Origin of the sequence: Cohnella baijiui (genome assembly GCF_020731285.1) — a bacterium.
GTDB lineage: Bacteria > Bacillota > Bacilli > Paenibacillales > Paenibacillaceae > Cohnella.
Window position 1 is genome coordinate 38,696 of record NZ_JAJFOW010000032.1, and the last position, 15,722, is coordinate 54,417.

Here is a 15,722-nt window from a genome sequence, read left to right on the forward strand (position 1 = left end):
GAGACAGAACCCGCAACAGAACCGGCAAGGTCGTTACATAAAGGGGGATACCAGGTGTCGTGGCTGCTGCTGGCGCTCATCGTTTTCGTCTTCCAGGCGGGCACCATACTGGTGCTGGAATACCGCCGTCCGGCGAACGCGATGGCGTGGCTGTTCATTCTGTTTTTGTTTCCGATCGTAGGTTTCATCCTCTATTACTTCCTCGCGCACGAGTACCGGAGGCGCCAGAAGGTCAGGCGCCGCGGCGGGTGGGACGAGCAGCGCCGGGCGGAAATTCTGGAGAAGAGCCATATCGTCAACCAGGCGGACGAGCTCCCGAGCGAGGACTTCGTCCATCAGCAGCGGCTGTTTCGGACGCTTCGCAAATCGGGCGCCGCGCCGATCACCGGCTGCAACAAATCGCGCGTGCTGACCAACGCCAAGACGGCGTACGAGGCCATGATGGAGGCCATTCGGGGGGCGCAGCACCACATCCATTTCGCTTCATATATCATTCGGGACGACGACACCGGGCGGATGTTCCGTCAGGCGCTCATCGAGAAGGCGAAAGCGGGCGTGCAGGTCCGCCTCCTGTATGACGGCATCGGCAGCTACAAGCTGAAGCCGGCTTTCTTCATGCCGCTGACCGAAGCGGGCGCGGCGTTCGCCTGCTTTTTCCCGCTGCGGCCCTCCTTCATGAAAAAACGGATGAACTACCGCAATCACCGCAAAATATTGGTGGTCGACGGGACCAAGGGGTTCGTCGGCGGAATCAACGTCGGAGACGAATATTTGGGGAAGCATCCGCGCCTCGGCTTTTGGCGGGATACGCATTTGGAGCTGGAGGGGGATTCGGTATACGGTTTGCAGGAAGTGTTCCTGAAAGACTGGGAGCTCGCGAGCAACGAACGCCCGAGCGATCCGCTCTTCCTGCCGATGCACAGCTGTACGGGGGACGAGCCCGTGCAGATCGTCGCCGGCGGACCGAACCGGCGGGCCGACGCGATCCACGAGACGCTGTTCGCGTCCTTGACCGCGGCGAATCACCGCATCTGGATCACCACCCCGTACTTCATCCCGAGCGCCGGCCTCGCGATGGCGCTGAAGACGGCCGCGCTCAGTGGAGTCGACGTGCGCCTGATCGTGCCGCTCATCCCGGATACCCATTTCGTGCACGCGGCGACGATGTCCTATGTGGACGAGATGATGAGCAGCGGCATTCGGGTCTGGCAGTACGAGCGCGGCTTCATCCACGCCAAGGTCGTCATCGTGGATCACCTGCTGGCATCGGTGGGCACGGCCAACATGGATTTGCGAAGCTTTTTCAGCAACTTCGAGACCAACGCCATTCTGTACCATCCGGACGCCATCGCCACGCTGGAGGAGGACTTCCTTCAGGACTTGAAGGACAGCCGGGAGCTGGAGCTCTCCACCTTCCGCAAGCGCCCGAACATGCGCAAAGTCGCGGAGGCGCTATGTCGCATGCTCTCGCCGCTGCTCTAAGCAGCCGTTCCGTTGGGCGTTGGAATCCGCGAATGACGGCGGCACACGTCCCGTCTTAGAGCGTCTTGATCTGGCGCAGGACCGCAGCCAGATTTTGCGGCTGCAGCTGGGCAATCAGGTCGCCCCGCTCCAGCACGCGCGGCACGACGTTGCGCAGATGGAAGTCGATCGGTTTCGGATCGCGGGCGACCTCCGCCCAGGTGAGAGGGGTCGACACCGGCGCGCCCGGTCTGGCCCGGGGCGTATAGGGCGCCGCGAGCGTCCGTCCCGGATGGTGCTGCAAGTAGTCGAGGTAGATCAGCGTGCCGCGCTCCTTTTTCAGACGGGCGACCGTGAACAGGTCCGGCTGCTTGGCGGCCAGATACTCGGAGACGAACTTGCCGAACGCGCGCAACTCGTCGTAGGTCGGGCCCCGCACGATGGGCATGACGACTTGAATGCCGGTCGCGCCGGACGTTTTAGGCACCGCCTCCAGCCCGAGCGAATGCAGAAGATCGCCGACGGCGGCGGCCGCCTCCATGATGCGCGGCTCCTCCTCCAGCGTCGGATCGATGTCGAGAATCCACCGGTCCGGCAAGGGCTCCCCGATCCGTTCGCAAGAGACGTGGAATTCGAGCGCATACAGACTGCCCATCCAGAGCAACGTAGGCAAGGAGTCGAGCACGACATACCGGATGCTTCCCTCCATCGCGGTCCGCACGTAGGACGGCGTCGGCTGGGGGGCGTTTTTTTGATAAAAGGAAGTGCCGCCAACCCCTTCGGGATGCCGGATCGTCGTCAAGTAGCGATTTTCGCAATGGGGCAGCATAAAGGGAGCCAGTTGCGCCAAAGTTTGAACGTACTCCAGCTTGGTGATGCCCGCGTCCGGCCACAGCTGCTTGTCGGGGTGGGAGACGGAGAGCTCCCGATCCCCGATTCGCAAGATCACGGGAGTTTGCGCGGCGGGTGTCATTCTCGATCCCTCCTGAAAACGGCGATGGCGCCTCGATCGGTATAGGTTGCCACCCGCGCGTTTTCCCATTCGTCCGAGAGGAGAAGCTTCCATGCACCTGAAGCCCGTGCCGCCGTTCGAGCCCGTTCAGACCGATCGTTTGCCCGCCGGCGGATCGTGGATCGCCCAGATCAAGTGGGACGGCGTCCGCATGCTGACCTATTACGACGGCGGAGCGACCCGGCTCGTCAACCGCCGCCTGAACGACCGTACCGCCCAATACCCCGAATTCACGCACGCCCCCGACATCGTCTCGGCCGGTTCCGTCATCCTGGACGGCGAATTCATCGCCTTTAACCATGCGCGTCCGTCGTTTCACGAGATCATGCGGAGGGACAGTCTCCGCAAGGCGGACGGCATCCGGCGAGCCATCGATGCGGTACCGGTCACCTACATGGTATTCGACGTACTGTTCGCCAACGGACGCTGGACGACGGAGCTCCCGCTGCGGGAACGTCAAACCCTGCTGAGCGAGCTGCTTCGTCCGCACCCCCAAGTACAAGCGGTGACCAATATGAGCGAGCCCGATGCGCTATTCGATGTCATGCGCACGCACGGGATGGAGGGGGTCGTCGCCAAAGACCTCGACAGCGTCTACGCGATCGGAGGTAAGGACAAGCGGTGGCAGAAGAAAAAGGTGATCCGCGATTTGACCGCGACGGTCGGCGGCGTCACGATCCGCGACGGGACGGTGAACGCGCTCTTGCTGGGGCTGTACGATGAAACGGGGGATCTGCATTATATCGGCCATGCGGGAGCGGGCAAGCTGACCTACGCCGACTACCGCGCCTTGACCGAGGAGCTGCCGGCGCTAGGCGCGCCAAAAAGCCCTTTTCGAAACCGCGCGGAACGGGAAAGGGAGGCCGTATGGATTCGGCCCGGGGAGCGGGCGGTGAAGGTCCATTATCTCGAATGGACCGATGGCGGGACGCTGCGCCAGCCGGTGCTGCAGGCGTTCATCGACGCCGCTTCCGCCGACTGCACCTTTGGACAGCTGAAGTAACGGAGAGAAGGCGGTTTGGCGCCGAACGAGGAATCGGGCGGGCGCGGCGTTATTTGATCCGGGCGGTCGACAGGCTCGTGCGGTAATTGCCGAAGCGAAGCAGGTCGTCCAGGAATCCGTTCAGCTCCTCGTGGTCCCGCGTCTGAACCCGCAGCCAGTAGCAGCCTTCCCCGCTGACGCGCTGCGCTTCCCGGACGCAAGCCTGCTCCCGGACGAAGCGCTGGAACGCTTCGTGAGACGAAGCGGGATGCATGAATACCGTGACGAGCGCGAGCTGAACGGGGAAGCCCATCCGGTCCTCCCGGATCCGCGCGGCATAGCCTTCGATAATGCCGGCGTCCTCCAGCCGGCGCACGCGCGCGCCGACGGCCTGCCCGGTCAGGTGAACGAGTTGGCCGATTTCTTTGTGGGATCGGGTGGCATCCTCCCGAAGGCTGGTCAGAATGCGGATATCCGTTTCGTCGGGCGTATAATCGATCATATGCGTTCCTCTTTCTGGTGCCGCCGTCTTTTTTCACGATGAAAGCGGGGCCGGGCATTTCTTTTCATCGGACGGTTCAACGAGGGACTGCCGATCATGTAACATTGTATCAAAAGAGGTGCCGGCCGAGAAACACAGGCGGCGAAGGAGAGATGACGGATGAGAATACGACTGATTCGCAACGCAACGCTATGGGTGGAATACGGAACTCATCGCATCGTGATCGATCCGATGCTGTCGGATGCGGGCGTGAATCCGCCCATTATGAACAGTCCGAATCCGCGGAACAATCCGCTCGTCCCGCTGCCGATGCCGAATGATGAGCTGGCGGGCGCCGATCTGCTGTTGGTGACGCATCTGCATCCGGATCACTGGGATGCGGCGGCGGCCGCCTTTTTCTCCAAGGAGCTGCGCGTGCTCTGCCAGCCGGAAGACGAGGCGGCGCTGCAGGATCAGGGCTTCGCGAAGGCGACGGCGGTTCGGGATACGCTGACGGTGGATGGCCTCACGATTTCCCGTACCGGCGGACAACATGGCACGGGAGAGATCGGCGAGCGGATGGGACCGGTATCGGGTTTCGTGCTGCGCGCGCCGGGCGAGCCGACGCTGTATATCGCCGGAGATACGATCTGGTGCCCCGAGGTCGAGGCGGCGATCGCCGATTTTCGTCCCGATTGGATCGTCGTCAATGCGGGCGGCGCCCGGTTCCTCGCCGGCGACCCGATTACGATGACGCCCGAAGACATCGTCTCCGTGTGCCGGAGCGATGCCGATATGCAGGTCGTCGCGGTCCATATGGACGCGATTAACCATTGTCTCGTCACCCGCGAGGACCTCCGCGACGCCCTGGCCACCGCCGGATTGGCGGATCGGGTCCGTCTGCCGGGGGACGGAGAATGGCTATAAACGCTTTTAGGCGTCCCCGATGATTCGGACATGCTGCTTTTCCCCAAATGACGGCACTTTCCCGACGGCGGCGACATAGATAAAATAGAGAGAGAAACTTCGCCATCATCTAACGGGAGGGTGCGCCATGGCAACGCCGGAATCGATGCATTCCGCCGCCTTGATGCTGTCGCTGCTGCTCGTGTTTTGGACCGGCTCGGCTTTTTTCGTCATTCTATATCCGCGAGCCATCTGGCGGTTCGTCCAGGGCTGGCGTTGGGGGACGAGCGGGGAGCCGGCCGACGACCATTTGCGGATCATCCGCGTGCAGGGCATTTTGATGGGAGCGGCGGGCGCGCTGCTGCTTGTCGTGCCGAAGCTTCACGAATGGCTGCCGTTTCCTTGAGGCAGGGGCTAGTGATAGACAGCCGCATCCGGGCGTGGTATGTTTAAGGCAGTTCGTAACGAAACGCGTGAAGCATACGCCGCTTGTCTCCCTTACGGGAGGCGGGCGGCGTTTTTGCTTTCCCCTCGCTCCCGCACCTTTCCACAGCAAAAAACCGAGCAGCAAATGCTGCCCGGTTTTCAAGATCAATATTCCAACTCAGCCCGTGAACTCTTGCACCCATACGCCGTTGTAGTATGCGACGCCGATCGACTTGTAGCTGCCGTTCAGGATGTTCGCTTTGTGGCCCGGGCTATTCATCCAAGCGTTCATGACTTCAGCCGGCGTGCGTTGGCCTTTGGCAATGTTTTCGCCAGCCGCGTTATAGGAAACGCCGAACTTCTTCATCATATCGAAAGGAGAGCCGTACGTCGGCGAGTTGTGGTCGAAGTAGTTGTTGTTGTACATGTCCTTGGCTTTCGCCACTGCGACTTGCGTCAGCTTGCTGTCGCTCTTCAGCGCGCCGAGACCCGCTTTGGCGCGTTCTTGGTTCACCAGGTTCACGACTTGCGCAGCATAATCGGAAACTTGGGTGTTGGAGCCCGAGCCGCTGTTGCCGGCCGAGGAGCCCGTACCCGCGTTCGCGGAGCCATTATTGCCCGTAGCGGGCTTGGAAGGCGTCGTCGGCTTGGACGGTGTCGTCGGCTTAGACGGCGTCGGCGTCGGAGCAGGCGTCGTCGGTTTGGAAGGCGCCGGAGCAGGCGTCGGTGCCGGCGTGACCGGCTTCGTCGTCACATTGCCGTTGCCGTTAGGCAGCTGGGACAGCAGCGATTGCCAGTCGATACCGTATTGACCGGCAATCTTGGACAGCTGGTCGGAATTGCCGAGAATCTGGGACAGTTGATCGGCATTAATTGTATAGGCAGCGGCATAGGTCTTCGTCGTGGTCGTCGGCGTGGCGCTCGCGGCAGATGCAGCTGCACCTACGGGGACGGACAACGCCAGAACAAGTGCACTCGACAAAGCCAATTTACCGAAGTTCTTTTTCATAATGCGAATTCCTCCCTTTGTTCAGCCTGCGAGGTTAGCTGCCGGGTTGGGATCAAAGAGCGCCCCCGCCGCTGTGCGCGGCTTCACCCCACGAACTTGGTTCCCCCGTGCCCGTTTGGGCTTCGGCTCGATGTCTCTCATTCTAGCAGGGAGGATGGTGCGAATCATGGGATAAAAATTGGTAGAATCCAGAGACTGGAAGAGGATGAGAAAGCGGCAAAACAGGGCGTTTGGCGCCAAACCCCCGCGATCATCGCTTTTTTTCAACCCGCGCACGAGCGGCGGAATTTTGATAGATGAGGTTTATTAAGCTTTTCTCAGCAAACGGAGACACGACAAAAAGGAGCTCCGAAGAGCTCCTGGCGCGATCTTATCCTATTCGATTGTCAGGGTCGCAACCGATCTCCCTGCATGCGGAGCCCGCGGCCTATGGCGTTTCCTTCGGCTTGCGGGCCCGCGATCCGCCTGCTTTCGGCGCCGCCGGGGCACCGGTCTCACCGCCGGCGGCCGCGGCAGGGGCCGCCTTCTTGGAACGGGCGCCTTTCTTGGCGGCGCCTCCGCCGGCGGCGGTTCCCGGGTCGGTCGCGATCGCGCCGGCCGGCGCCTTGACGGCTTCGAGGCTGGCTTGGAGGGCGGCCATGAGGTCGATGACGTTGGTCCGCTCCGCGGCAGGTGCGGTAACGACATCCACACCCTGGCCGGCAACTTTGCGTTCGATGGCTTGGAGCAAGGCGGCGCGATAGTCGTCGGTGTACTTTTCGGGTTCGAACGGCGTGGACAGCTGATCGATGAGCAGCTTAGCCATGTTCAGCTCCCGATCGTTCACCTGCAGATTTTGCGGGAGATTCGGCACGGCCGAGATCGCACGGATCTCATCCGGGTAGAACATCGTCTCCATACAAATGCAGTTATCTACGCAGCGGATCGCGGCTAGACTACTCTTGCTGCGGATGGCGACCTTGGCGATGCCGATTCGTCCGGATTGGCGCATCGCTTCTAGCAGCAGGCCGTAGGCGCCGGCGCCCGCCTGGTCAGGCGACAGATAGTACGTCTTCTGATAGAACATCGGGTCGATCTCCTCGAGCGCGACGAAGTCGAGGATCTGGATCGTACGCGTATTCTCGGGCTTGACCGCCTCGAGCTCCTCGTTCTCGAACAGCACGAAGCGTCCCTTTTCGTACTCGTATCCCCGGGAGATTTCCTCCCACTCGACGGCTTTCTCGCAATGCGGGCAGCTTCGCGTGTAGGCGATGGGCGTTCCGCAGGGCTTGTGAATGTAGCGGAGATGCACGTCTTTGTCCTCGGTCGCGGTAAACATTTTGACGGGCACGTGGACAAGGCCGAAGCTGATGGCGCCTTTCCAAACGGTATGCATGGCGGAGTTCCGCTCCTTTGCAGGCAGGGTATTACTGACAGGTTGCCCCGCGCGCATGCAAAAAACCCGCCTCGGGCATATTAAAATCGTACGGAATCCGACCTTCACAATCCCATGGACGGAGGCTGAACCGATGAGCGAGCTCGACAACAGCGACGCGCGCTACGAAGGGCGCGAGGACTACGATATGGATATCGACCGCATGATCAACGAAGGGCTGGGCGGCGGCCAGGTCACCAAGCACAACGGTCTAATCGAAGAAACGACGACGCATACGATGAAGGAGGAAGGCAGCCTGTGAACGCAAAGCGAGCGCAGCAGATCTATGAGTCGGCGGAAACGGTCTCCGTCGAGCTGGAGGGGCAGGCGGTCTGGATCGAGAACGTGGACGAAGCAAACGGCATGGCGACCGTTCAAGTCAAGAGCCGGCCGACGAACGTCATGACGGTTGCGGTAGATAGGCTGAACGAAGTCCGCTGACCTTCGGCGAACGACAACGCGCGAGAGCGGGCGGCCATAGCGCCCGACTCCCGCTTTCTTTTGGAAAGTGCTCCCTCGTAATGGTATAATAAGGTCGGAATCAGACCTGTCCATTGCTGAAGGGAGAGAAGAAGCATGTATGAGGTAGCCATTATCGGTGCGGGACCAGCCGGTGCGAGCGCGGCGATCTTTACGGCCAAAGCCGGGAAAAAGACGCTTGTCATCGACAGCGACCAGAGCATCACCAAACGGGCGTGGGTGGAGAACCACTACGGCGTCGAAGGGATCGCCGGTCCGGATCTCGTCGAGGTCGGCAAGCGCCAAGCCGTCAAGTTCGGCGCGGAATTCGTCCAGGCCAAAGCGACCCGTCTGACGGCCGGAGACGGCTTTATCACGATCGAGACGGACCAAGGCACTCACGAAGCGCAGCATGTCATTCTCGCGACGGGCTTGTTTGCGGATTTGGCGGAAGCCAGCGGCGTCCGGACGAAGCCAGGCACCGAGCCGCGGATCAAGACCGTGATCGACGCCACTCCCGAAGGCAAGACGAGCATCGACAACGTTTGGGCGGCAGGTACGGCGGCAGGCGTCAGCGTCCATACGATCATCACCGCGGGCGACGGCGCCAAAGTCGCGATCAACATCATCAGTGAACTGAAAGGCGAGCGCTACGTCGACCACGACGTGCTGAAAACCTCCTAAAAGAGGCGACCCGGGCCGTTCGGCTCCGAAGACCATCCTTTCCGGGATGGTCTTTTTTCTTTAAATAAGAGGTTACTCGTTCGCGGGTACGGGATAGCTGCGCAGCACCGTGAAAGCGGCGGCGAGCTTCCGGGCGAAGTCCAGCGGCGGCTCCACGGATTGCAGGTGAATATAGAGCAGGGACGGCTCGGTGTAGAGCCAATGGTTGTGGAGAGCTGCTACGATAATCCCTTGCCGGACGACCGCTTGCATAAAGGCGGGTACTTCCTCCGGCAGCAAGGTGATCTCGGACAGGTTGAGCGCCCGTCCGTCCGGTCCGAACGATTCGAATTGCGCCTCGGCGGGCGTGACCGAGACGCTCAACCGACCTTGCACGAGCACCGGGAAGTTCCGATTCAGCGATACTTTGCAAACGCCGTTTTGCAAGCGGCTTTTGCCGCGCAGAAGCTCGCCGAATTGTCGGCAGAGCCCTTCGACTTTTTCCATGTCGGGTTCGCTCTCCTTTTTGCCCGGATGGTACAGCATATTCGCCCATCCCGGATTGGTGTGGCGGCCGGTCCGGCAGTTTCGGATGATTGTCCCGCGGCGGTCGAGGGTAAATAAAGAGAGCGAGTATTATCCCCATTCCGAAAGGAGAGATGTGGTATGAACCGCGAACATGAAGGCATGAGCGATAAAATCAAAGGCGCCGTGAACAAGGTCAAAGGCGAGGCCAAGGATCAGTGGGGCAACGCCACCGACAATCGGAAGCTGCAGGCCGAAGGCAAATGGGACAAGGCCAAAGGCGAGATTCAGCACCGGATCGGCGAGTGGAAAGACGGACGCGATGAGCGCTCCGGTCGATAAAGCGGAGGGAGGGCCCGGGAGGCTCTCCCTTTTTTCATGGATACCATGGTGATGCGGTGTTTGCCTAGGGAGTCCTCCCCCTCCAACCCCCGAACCCGCCGCAGCAGGCCGTTCCATTCCCAACCGGCACGATCTGGGCTATGATGGCAAAAGACCAAAAGAACACGGGGGAAATCAAGCGATGCGCAACGTCGATTATGGCGATTCCTTCATCAGCGAGAATCCCGGGCTGCTGGTCGAGAAGGAGATCCTCTCCTTTCTCGCACGGAGCTATTGGGCGGACAAGCGGTATATGAGGAGGCTGACACAATGACTGCAGCAAGTGATCTGCGACTGCCCGCTCCGCTGGCGGAGAGACTGGCGGGCAGCCGTTTGACCGCCAATCGCGTGGGCCACTCGGGCGCTTCCGTCTATCGGGTGGACCGCGACGGCGAGACCGGCGCTTCCGCCTATTTAAAGATCGCGCCGGCATCGCCGCAGGACGAAGGGCTCGAAGCCGAGGCGCGGGCGCTCGATTGGCTGCAGGGACGGTTTCCCGCGCCGCGGCGTTTGTTCTTCGAGACCTTCGAAGGCCGCGACCATCTCCTGATGACCGAGATCGCCGGCCGGGACGGCTCGGACGAGGAGCTGCTGGCGCGGCCCGAAACGCTCGTCCGCCTGTATGCGGAGAGCCTCAAGGCGCTGCATGCCCTCGACATCCGGGACTGTCCCTTGGACCAGCGGCTGGAGATCAAGCTGCAGGCTGCCGGTCGACGGGTACGGGGTGGTTTGGCGGACGAAGCGCTGCAGGCAGAGGGCGCCGAGCGGACCGCCGAGGACATTTATGCGCAGCTGCTCCGGGAACAGCCGGCGGGAGAGGACTTGGTGTTCGCGCACGGCGATTATTGTCTGCCCAACATCGTCCTTGCGGACGGCCGCTTGTCGGGCATGATCGATCTCGGCCGGGCGGGCGTCGCCGACCGGTACCAGGACATCGCGCTGGCGATCCGCAGCCTGCGGTATAACTTCGGGACGGACGTCTATAGGGAACTTTTCGCCGCGGCATACGGATTGCCGGAGCTGGACCCCGAGAAAGTCGACTATTACATCTTGCTGGACGAGTTGTTCTGAACAAGAGACAGAAGGAGAAAAGCATGCGCCAACCGATATTTTACGGCTCGGTCCACCTGTTGTTCTTCCGGGACGGGGGGCGCGAGACGCTGCTGCTGAAGCGGCAAAATACCGGCTTCGCGGACGGAAAGTGGAGCGTCGTGGCCGGGCGGATCGACGGCGGGGAGGAAGTGGTCGCGGCAGCCATCCGCGAAGCCCGGGAGGAAGCGGGCGTCGCCATCGCGCCGCAGGACCTGGAAGTCGTCGGCGTCATGCATCGCCGCAACGTGTCGTCCGAATGGATCGACTTTTATTTGCGGGTGCGGAGTTGGGCCGGAGAAATCACGAACATGGAGCCGCACAAATGCGAGGAGCTGCGCTGGTATCCCATCGACGCGCTGCCGGAGGAGATGGTACCGTACGTGAAGGCGGCCCTCCTCCGGGACGAGCCCGCGCTTTGGTTCGACAGCTACGGCTGGCAGCCGGCCGCGTCCGTCGCCGACGCATAAGCAATGCTTGTCCCGAATAAGATGGACCATGGACAAACGGATGACGAACTTGGACAAGCGGATCTAGCGGACCTGGAAAGGGTGATCGGGATGTCGGCGCTGGAGAGGACGGAAAGGATGCTGGACGTGCAGTATCCGATGGACATTCGGAAACTGTCGGGCTTCGCTTTTTTGACGCTGTACGCCGTTTACGGGCTGCTGCGCGAAATGGAGCGGGGAGGAAGCTGGGGCTACTACGCGGGCGCCGCGCTTCTCTTCGGCGGCGCGCTGGCGGCGTTGTCGATCCGAAGGTGGCGCGGCCGTCCCCGGCTGCAGCTGGGAGCCGAAACGATGACCGTGCACGGGATCGAGCTTCACCCCGGCCGCATCGAGGTCATCCGCATGGAACGCGACCGGATCGGCATCGTGCCTTACGGCCGCAAGATCCCTCCGCTGAAGTACTGCCTGCAAGTCCCGGAACGGGAGGACCGCCTTGCGCTGATCCGATGGGCAACGGGCCGCTGTATCGAGGTCCGGGAAGGCAAGTTCATGAGCTGGGTCTAGCAGGGCTGCGCCGAGACAGGAATCACTACCCGGCGAACAAGACCTCCATCCCCTTCTGCGGGATGGAGGTCTTTTGGCATGACTAGTAGATTGACCCAAAAGTAATGTAACTATATTCCGGTTGTTGCTTTTCCGTTAGGTTACAAAAGGGATACCAAAGTCATCATAAAAAACCGCCTAACAGCGCGGTCGTGGAGTCATCTCGTCCGTTCAAGCTGGCGGATTTCCGGCTCAACCTGAATTCGGTGCTTGATCAGCGGGTTAGCTTCGAACGAGTGATCGGTTTGGAACATGGCTACGCTAACGGTTGTGATAGCGCCTAATCGGTCTAAAAAACGGAGGTTTCTTTTCTAACGGTTGCATGCGCGCTTATTTGGACGAAACAGCCCTTCTGTCTACGAAAAAACGGGAAATAGGCTCGCTCGCAACCGTTACATTTTGCAAACCCCATTTATGCCTAAATAGCGTCGCTCACAACCGTTAGAATTTTCGCCCGCTTTTACGCACTCCCATCTACTCCTCTGGTCAAGCATCGATATCGGTTTTGAGCTGGATTTCCGGTTAATCCCCGGGTTGGGGCTTAAGTACGTTATTTCAGGATCTTCCTACCAGTGCCGGGCTAACGACGCCGCAGGCGTATGACCGCGCCGTCGTTCGCGCCGAGCGAGCAGACCGGCGGCGCGGCTGCCCGCCGCACTTCGCCGTACAGGCATTCCTCGAACGTCCAACCCTCGGACAGATCGAGGTCAAACGTCGCCGGACGGTCCGCGTAATGGACGAGGACGGCGATCCGCCCGCCGTCTTCGGCGTCGTGCTCCGTCACGCCGACGAGCGGAGGCGTTCCGCGGATCGCGCGGTCCGAACGTGCGCGGCCGGAGATCGTTCGGTACATCCGCCAGTAGGGAAACGTCTCCGGGTCGCCGCAAACGCCCGGACGGCGGACGAGATCCAGCTCCAACGGCAGCGAGAGGAAATAGATGCGGCCCTGGCCGTAGTTTGACACGGTGAACACCGGGTTACCGTCCTCCTCGGCGGCGAGCACTTCCGCACTCGTCGTGCGAACCGTCCACTTGAACGGGCTCGCCAACCGGAGGACCGTGCCGTGCACATCTTCATCCGTCGGCGGCAGCGTCACGACGGCCTCTCCCACGCGGCGGCCGCGGGCGCTTACTTGCAGGCCCGTCGTCTCTTCGAACGAGAGGAAGTACCCGTCATCCATGGACAGGTAAAGATCGGCTCCCGCCCGAACGCGCTCCAGGAGCTCCTGCCAGCGCTGCTTCGGGATGCCTTTCGTTCCGCTTAGGCAGGGGAGCAGATACAGCTTCGCCTCCGGGAGCGGCTGGTCTTCGAAGCGATAAACGAGATCGAAGCCGGCTTGCTTGGCGAGGATGAAGGCCCCGAATGCGACCGGCCAGTGTTCCTGCGACGTGTTCAGGATGCAAACGGCCTCCGTCCGCCTGGGCGGCAGATCCGGCAGGGCGCCGATTTGGCGGCGGAGACGGCCCATCTCCCGAAGCGCCGGCTTGACTCGGCCCTGCTCGGTGACGAGGCCAAGCTCGCCCTCGCATGCGTTCGAATCGTATGGCGCGTGAGCCAGCAGCGTCTGGTCGAAAGAGCACCACCAGAGCAGTCCGTGACAGCCGTGCGCCCAGAGGCTCAGCATGCTGCCTCTCAGGAACGCCGCGGCTTCGGCCTCGCCGGACACCATCGGCCCCATCGTGCCGATCTCTTCGGCGAAGCACGGTTTGCCCCCGAGCTGAGCGTAGTACAGGGTTTCCGACGTCGCATGAAGCTGCGGCCGGATCGTCGTGATCGGGTCGTAATCGACATAGGGCGTCCAATAGGGGTACGGATGCGTCGTGAGAATATCCGTCAGCTCGCCTTGGTCCTGCATCCGCCAGTTTCCGGCGGGCGACAAGCCGTGCATGCCGGAAACGAGCGGCCGGCCGGGGTCTGCCGACTTCACCGCGCCGGACAACGCCGCCGTCCAGACGTACGCTTCCTTGGCGGTCGAGACCGGAGCCATCGCGTTGCATTCGTTGCCGAGGTCCCAGGCGACGATCGCCGGGTGATCGGCCATCGCCCGCACGAAGCCGCGAACGAACCGAACCTGCCATTGGATCGCGAGCGGGTCCGTCAGCACGTTGCGGCCTTCCAGCGCCGGCGGGACGAACAGCCTGCCGCTCATCCAGCCGGTGACGAGGCCGACGATCAGCTTCAGGCCGCGTTGTCCGGCGAGGTCCGCGAATTGCCGGAACTTGTCCATCGCCTCTCGCGACACTCCCGCGCGGCCCAGCTCGTCGTCCGGGAGCCGCCGCTCGCCGAAGCGCACGCCGGCGGCATGGCCGTGACCCTCGTATACGGTCGAGATCGGCTGGAAGTCGGGCCACAGCGGAAATACCCGCAGCACCTCGAGTCCCTCGTCCGCCAGCAGCTTCAAATCCCGTTCGACGACGTCCGGCCGCCAGTCCGACCACATGGCCGTGCCGGCATGCGACGCCCAATAGTTGCATCCGATGAAAAAGCGGTCCTGTCCCGCCCACAGCGGATTCGCTTGCATCCTTTTTCCTCCTCTCGGCGGACCGAACGCGAGCGGCAGCTTGAAGGTCCCGCCGCTTCCGATCCCCTCGGCGGCTTCGCGTCCATTCCTTCGGACCGTTTCCGCGCTCTGCCTATCACCCTACTCGAATCCGCGCGGCGGAGCTATAATAGGGATGCGAAAAAATAAAACGATTCTATGATGCCCGCCGGGAGACGACAGCCATGACCGCAGCCAACTTGCCCGATATCGGAACTCGGCCCGCCTTCGAGGCGCCGCCTTACTTCGAAGCCCACAAAAACCGGGAGGGCGGATTCGAGTTTCCCTTCTACGCCGCAGCGGTCGACGCCGGTACGGAAGGCTACGCGGTCCCTCCGCATTGGCACTACCATATGGAGCTGCTGATCTTCGATGCGGGAGAGGCGGACGTGCTGCTCGGCAGCCGAACGATCCGAGCGTCGGCGGGCGACCTGCTCCTGATCCCGCCGTGCAGCGTCCACGCGGTGACCGCCGATCCGGGCACGGCCTCCAAGCACTACGTCGTCGGCTTCGATCCGGAGCTGCTCGCCCCGATGCCCGCTTTGCTGCTGCAGGTGAAATACATGCTCCCGAATCGGCCGGACGCGCATCTCCATCTTCGCGCGGGGACGCTGGCGGAGAGGGGAGCGGCCGGCATCGGAGCGGAGGCCGAGGCGCTGCTAAGGGAGTATTCGCGGCGCGACCCGGCGTTCGAGCTGGCCGTCACCTCGGGCATTTTCCGGCTGATGGGCGGTCTGATCCGCGCGCTTCCCGAGCTTGGACTGGACGGCCGCGCCTCGGGGACGGAGCGGGACCGCTACCGCCTCCGGGATACGCTCGCCTATATCGACGCGCACAGCCACGAGCCGTTGACGGCTTCCGACATGGCGCGGATCAGCATGATGAGCTACAGCCATTTCGCGGCCTGCTTCAAGCGGACGATGCGCACGCCGTTTTCCGCCTATCTCCATTTCGTCCGCGTGCGCAAAGCCGAGCGTCTTCTTCTCGATCCTTCGCGCAGCATCACCCAGATCGCGCTGGAGACGGGATTCAACGACACCAGCTACTTCATCAAGCACTTTCGGCGCCTGCGGGGACTCACGCCGCTTCAATACCGCAAGGCGGTCCTCCACTCCGAGTGATCGCGCCGTTCGCCGCCGCCCCGCGAGCTTTTGAAACAAAGTCCCTTGATTCAAGGGGCTTTTTCGTTGTTTTCGTCTCTTGTTCGGCGAAGGCGAAGGGCCTAATGTGGGAAGATGGAGCGCGGTATTCCCGCCCTTCCGCCTGCATTCGCGCAGGTGGATTCCTATAGACCGGCGGGTTTTCCCCGTGTCCGCCTGCCGC

Annotated in this window: 19 protein-coding genes and 1 riboswitch; of the genes, 13 read left to right on the forward strand and 6 right to left on the reverse strand. The window is 62.0% G+C overall.

Annotated features, from left to right (window positions below):
* The first annotated feature begins 54 nt into the window (after positions 1 to 54).
* Positions 55 to 1,482: a cardiolipin synthase gene (gene cls / locus LKX83_RS23385; RefSeq protein ID WP_227885248.1), complete on the forward strand. Its 1,428-nt coding sequence runs from the start codon at positions 55 to 57 to the stop codon at positions 1,480 to 1,482.
* 55 nt (positions 1,483 to 1,537) lie between these two features.
* Here the strand turns inward: cls and ligD are convergent, their stop codons facing one another.
* Entirely contained in the window at positions 1,538 to 2,434 is an 897-nt protein-coding gene (ligD, locus tag LKX83_RS23390; protein WP_227885249.1) for a non-homologous end-joining DNA ligase, read from the reverse strand.
* 91 nt (positions 2,435 to 2,525) lie between these two features.
* Here ligD and LKX83_RS23395 point away from each other — a divergent pair, with 91 nt between their 5' ends.
* On the forward strand, positions 2,526 to 3,476 hold the full coding sequence (locus tag LKX83_RS23395; RefSeq protein WP_227885250.1) for an ATP-dependent DNA ligase: 951 nt from the start codon (positions 2,526 to 2,528) through the stop codon (positions 3,474 to 3,476).
* Between the two features lie 49 nt (positions 3,477 to 3,525).
* On the opposite strand, the gene LKX83_RS23400 is transcribed toward LKX83_RS23395, so the two are convergent.
* The gene (locus LKX83_RS23400) at positions 3,526 to 3,957 is read right to left on the reverse strand and encodes an Lrp/AsnC family transcriptional regulator (RefSeq protein WP_227885251.1); all 432 of its coding nucleotides are present in this window, start codon (positions 3,955 to 3,957) and stop codon (positions 3,526 to 3,528) included.
* Positions 3,958 to 4,116: 159 nt separating this feature from the next.
* On the opposite strand from LKX83_RS23400, the gene LKX83_RS23405 reads away from it, so the two are divergent.
* Together LKX83_RS23405 and LKX83_RS23410 are read left to right on the forward strand one after the other, a co-directional pair.
* Positions 4,117 to 4,863 (forward strand): MBL fold metallo-hydrolase, encoded by a 747-nt coding sequence (locus LKX83_RS23405; protein WP_227885252.1) that lies wholly within the window; start codon positions 4,117 to 4,119, stop codon positions 4,861 to 4,863.
* 127 nt (positions 4,864 to 4,990) lie between these two features.
* On the forward strand, positions 4,991 to 5,248 hold the full coding sequence (locus tag LKX83_RS23410; protein ID WP_227885253.1) for a DUF6199 family natural product biosynthesis protein: 258 nt from the start codon (positions 4,991 to 4,993) through the stop codon (positions 5,246 to 5,248).
* 198 nt (positions 5,249 to 5,446) lie between these two features.
* Here LKX83_RS23410 and LKX83_RS23415 read toward each other — a convergent pair whose 3' ends face one another.
* Both LKX83_RS23415 and ku read right to left on the reverse strand, forming a co-directional pair.
* The gene (locus LKX83_RS23415; protein WP_227885254.1) at positions 5,447 to 6,277 is read right to left on the reverse strand and encodes a CAP domain-containing protein; all 831 of its coding nucleotides are present in this window, start codon (positions 6,275 to 6,277) and stop codon (positions 5,447 to 5,449) included.
* An 8-nt stretch (positions 6,278 to 6,285) separates the two neighbouring features.
* Positions 6,286 to 6,415: riboswitch (cyclic di-AMP (ydaO/yuaA leader) on the reverse strand.
* Positions 6,416 to 6,704: 289 nt separating this feature from the next.
* Positions 6,705 to 7,652, reverse strand: a complete 948-nt coding sequence (gene ku / locus LKX83_RS23420; RefSeq protein ID WP_227885255.1) for a non-homologous end joining protein Ku — start codon at positions 7,650 to 7,652, stop codon at positions 6,705 to 6,707.
* A gap of 133 nt (positions 7,653 to 7,785) precedes the next feature.
* Between ku and LKX83_RS23425 the strand changes: the two genes are divergently transcribed.
* The 3 genes from LKX83_RS23425 (at position 7,786) to LKX83_RS23435 (ending at position 8,834) form a co-directional block, all read left to right on the forward strand.
* Entirely contained in the window at positions 7,786 to 7,953 is a 168-nt protein-coding gene (locus LKX83_RS23425) for a hypothetical protein (protein WP_227885256.1), read from the forward strand.
* Entirely contained in the window at positions 7,950 to 8,132 is a 183-nt protein-coding gene (locus LKX83_RS23430) for an H-type small acid-soluble spore protein (protein ID WP_227885257.1), read from the forward strand. Before LKX83_RS23425 ends, LKX83_RS23430 begins: the two co-directional genes overlap by 4 nt.
* Positions 8,133 to 8,267: 135 nt before the next feature.
* Complete coding sequence (locus tag LKX83_RS23435) at positions 8,268 to 8,834, forward strand: FAD-dependent oxidoreductase (protein ID WP_227885258.1); 567 nt, start codon at positions 8,268 to 8,270, stop codon at positions 8,832 to 8,834.
* A gap of 72 nt (positions 8,835 to 8,906) precedes the next feature.
* Here LKX83_RS23435 and LKX83_RS23440 read toward each other — a convergent pair whose 3' ends face one another.
* Positions 8,907 to 9,320 (reverse strand): DUF1259 domain-containing protein, encoded by a 414-nt coding sequence (locus LKX83_RS23440; RefSeq protein WP_227885259.1) that lies wholly within the window; start codon positions 9,318 to 9,320, stop codon positions 8,907 to 8,909.
* A 159-nt stretch (positions 9,321 to 9,479) separates the two neighbouring features.
* On the opposite strand from LKX83_RS23440, the gene LKX83_RS23445 reads away from it, so the two are divergent.
* The 5 genes from LKX83_RS23445 (at position 9,480) to LKX83_RS23460 (ending at position 11,821) form a co-directional block, all read left to right on the forward strand.
* Complete coding sequence (locus tag LKX83_RS23445) at positions 9,480 to 9,680, forward strand: CsbD family protein (RefSeq protein ID WP_227885260.1); 201 nt, start codon at positions 9,480 to 9,482, stop codon at positions 9,678 to 9,680.
* A gap of 181 nt (positions 9,681 to 9,861) precedes the next feature.
* Positions 9,862 to 9,993 carry a hypothetical protein gene (locus tag LKX83_RS34010; RefSeq protein WP_255654819.1) on the forward strand — a complete coding sequence of 44 codons (132 nt, stop codon included), beginning with the start codon at positions 9,862 to 9,864 and terminating at the stop codon, positions 9,991 to 9,993.
* Positions 9,990 to 10,790, forward strand: coding sequence for an APH(3') family aminoglycoside O-phosphotransferase (locus tag LKX83_RS23450; RefSeq protein WP_227885261.1), 801 nt, complete (start codon positions 9,990 to 9,992; stop codon positions 10,788 to 10,790). Before LKX83_RS34010 ends, LKX83_RS23450 begins: the two co-directional genes overlap by 4 nt.
* Before the next feature lie 23 nt (positions 10,791 to 10,813).
* On the forward strand, positions 10,814 to 11,278 hold the full coding sequence (locus LKX83_RS23455) for an NUDIX hydrolase (protein ID WP_227885262.1): 465 nt from the start codon (positions 10,814 to 10,816) through the stop codon (positions 11,276 to 11,278).
* 117 nt (positions 11,279 to 11,395) lie between these two features.
* Positions 11,396 to 11,821 (forward strand): hypothetical protein, encoded by a 426-nt coding sequence (locus tag LKX83_RS23460; protein WP_227885263.1) that lies wholly within the window; start codon positions 11,396 to 11,398, stop codon positions 11,819 to 11,821.
* Between the two features lie 619 nt (positions 11,822 to 12,440).
* Here the strand turns inward: LKX83_RS23460 and LKX83_RS23465 are convergent.
* Complete coding sequence (locus LKX83_RS23465) at positions 12,441 to 14,381, reverse strand: glycoside hydrolase 5 family protein (RefSeq protein ID WP_227885264.1); 1,941 nt, start codon at positions 14,379 to 14,381, stop codon at positions 12,441 to 12,443.
* Positions 14,382 to 14,584: 203 nt separating this feature from the next.
* On the opposite strand from LKX83_RS23465, the gene LKX83_RS23470 reads away from it, so the two are divergent.
* Entirely contained in the window at positions 14,585 to 15,520 is a 936-nt protein-coding gene (locus LKX83_RS23470) for an AraC family transcriptional regulator (RefSeq protein ID WP_227885265.1), read from the forward strand.
* Positions 15,521 to 15,722: the final 202 nt, after the last annotated feature.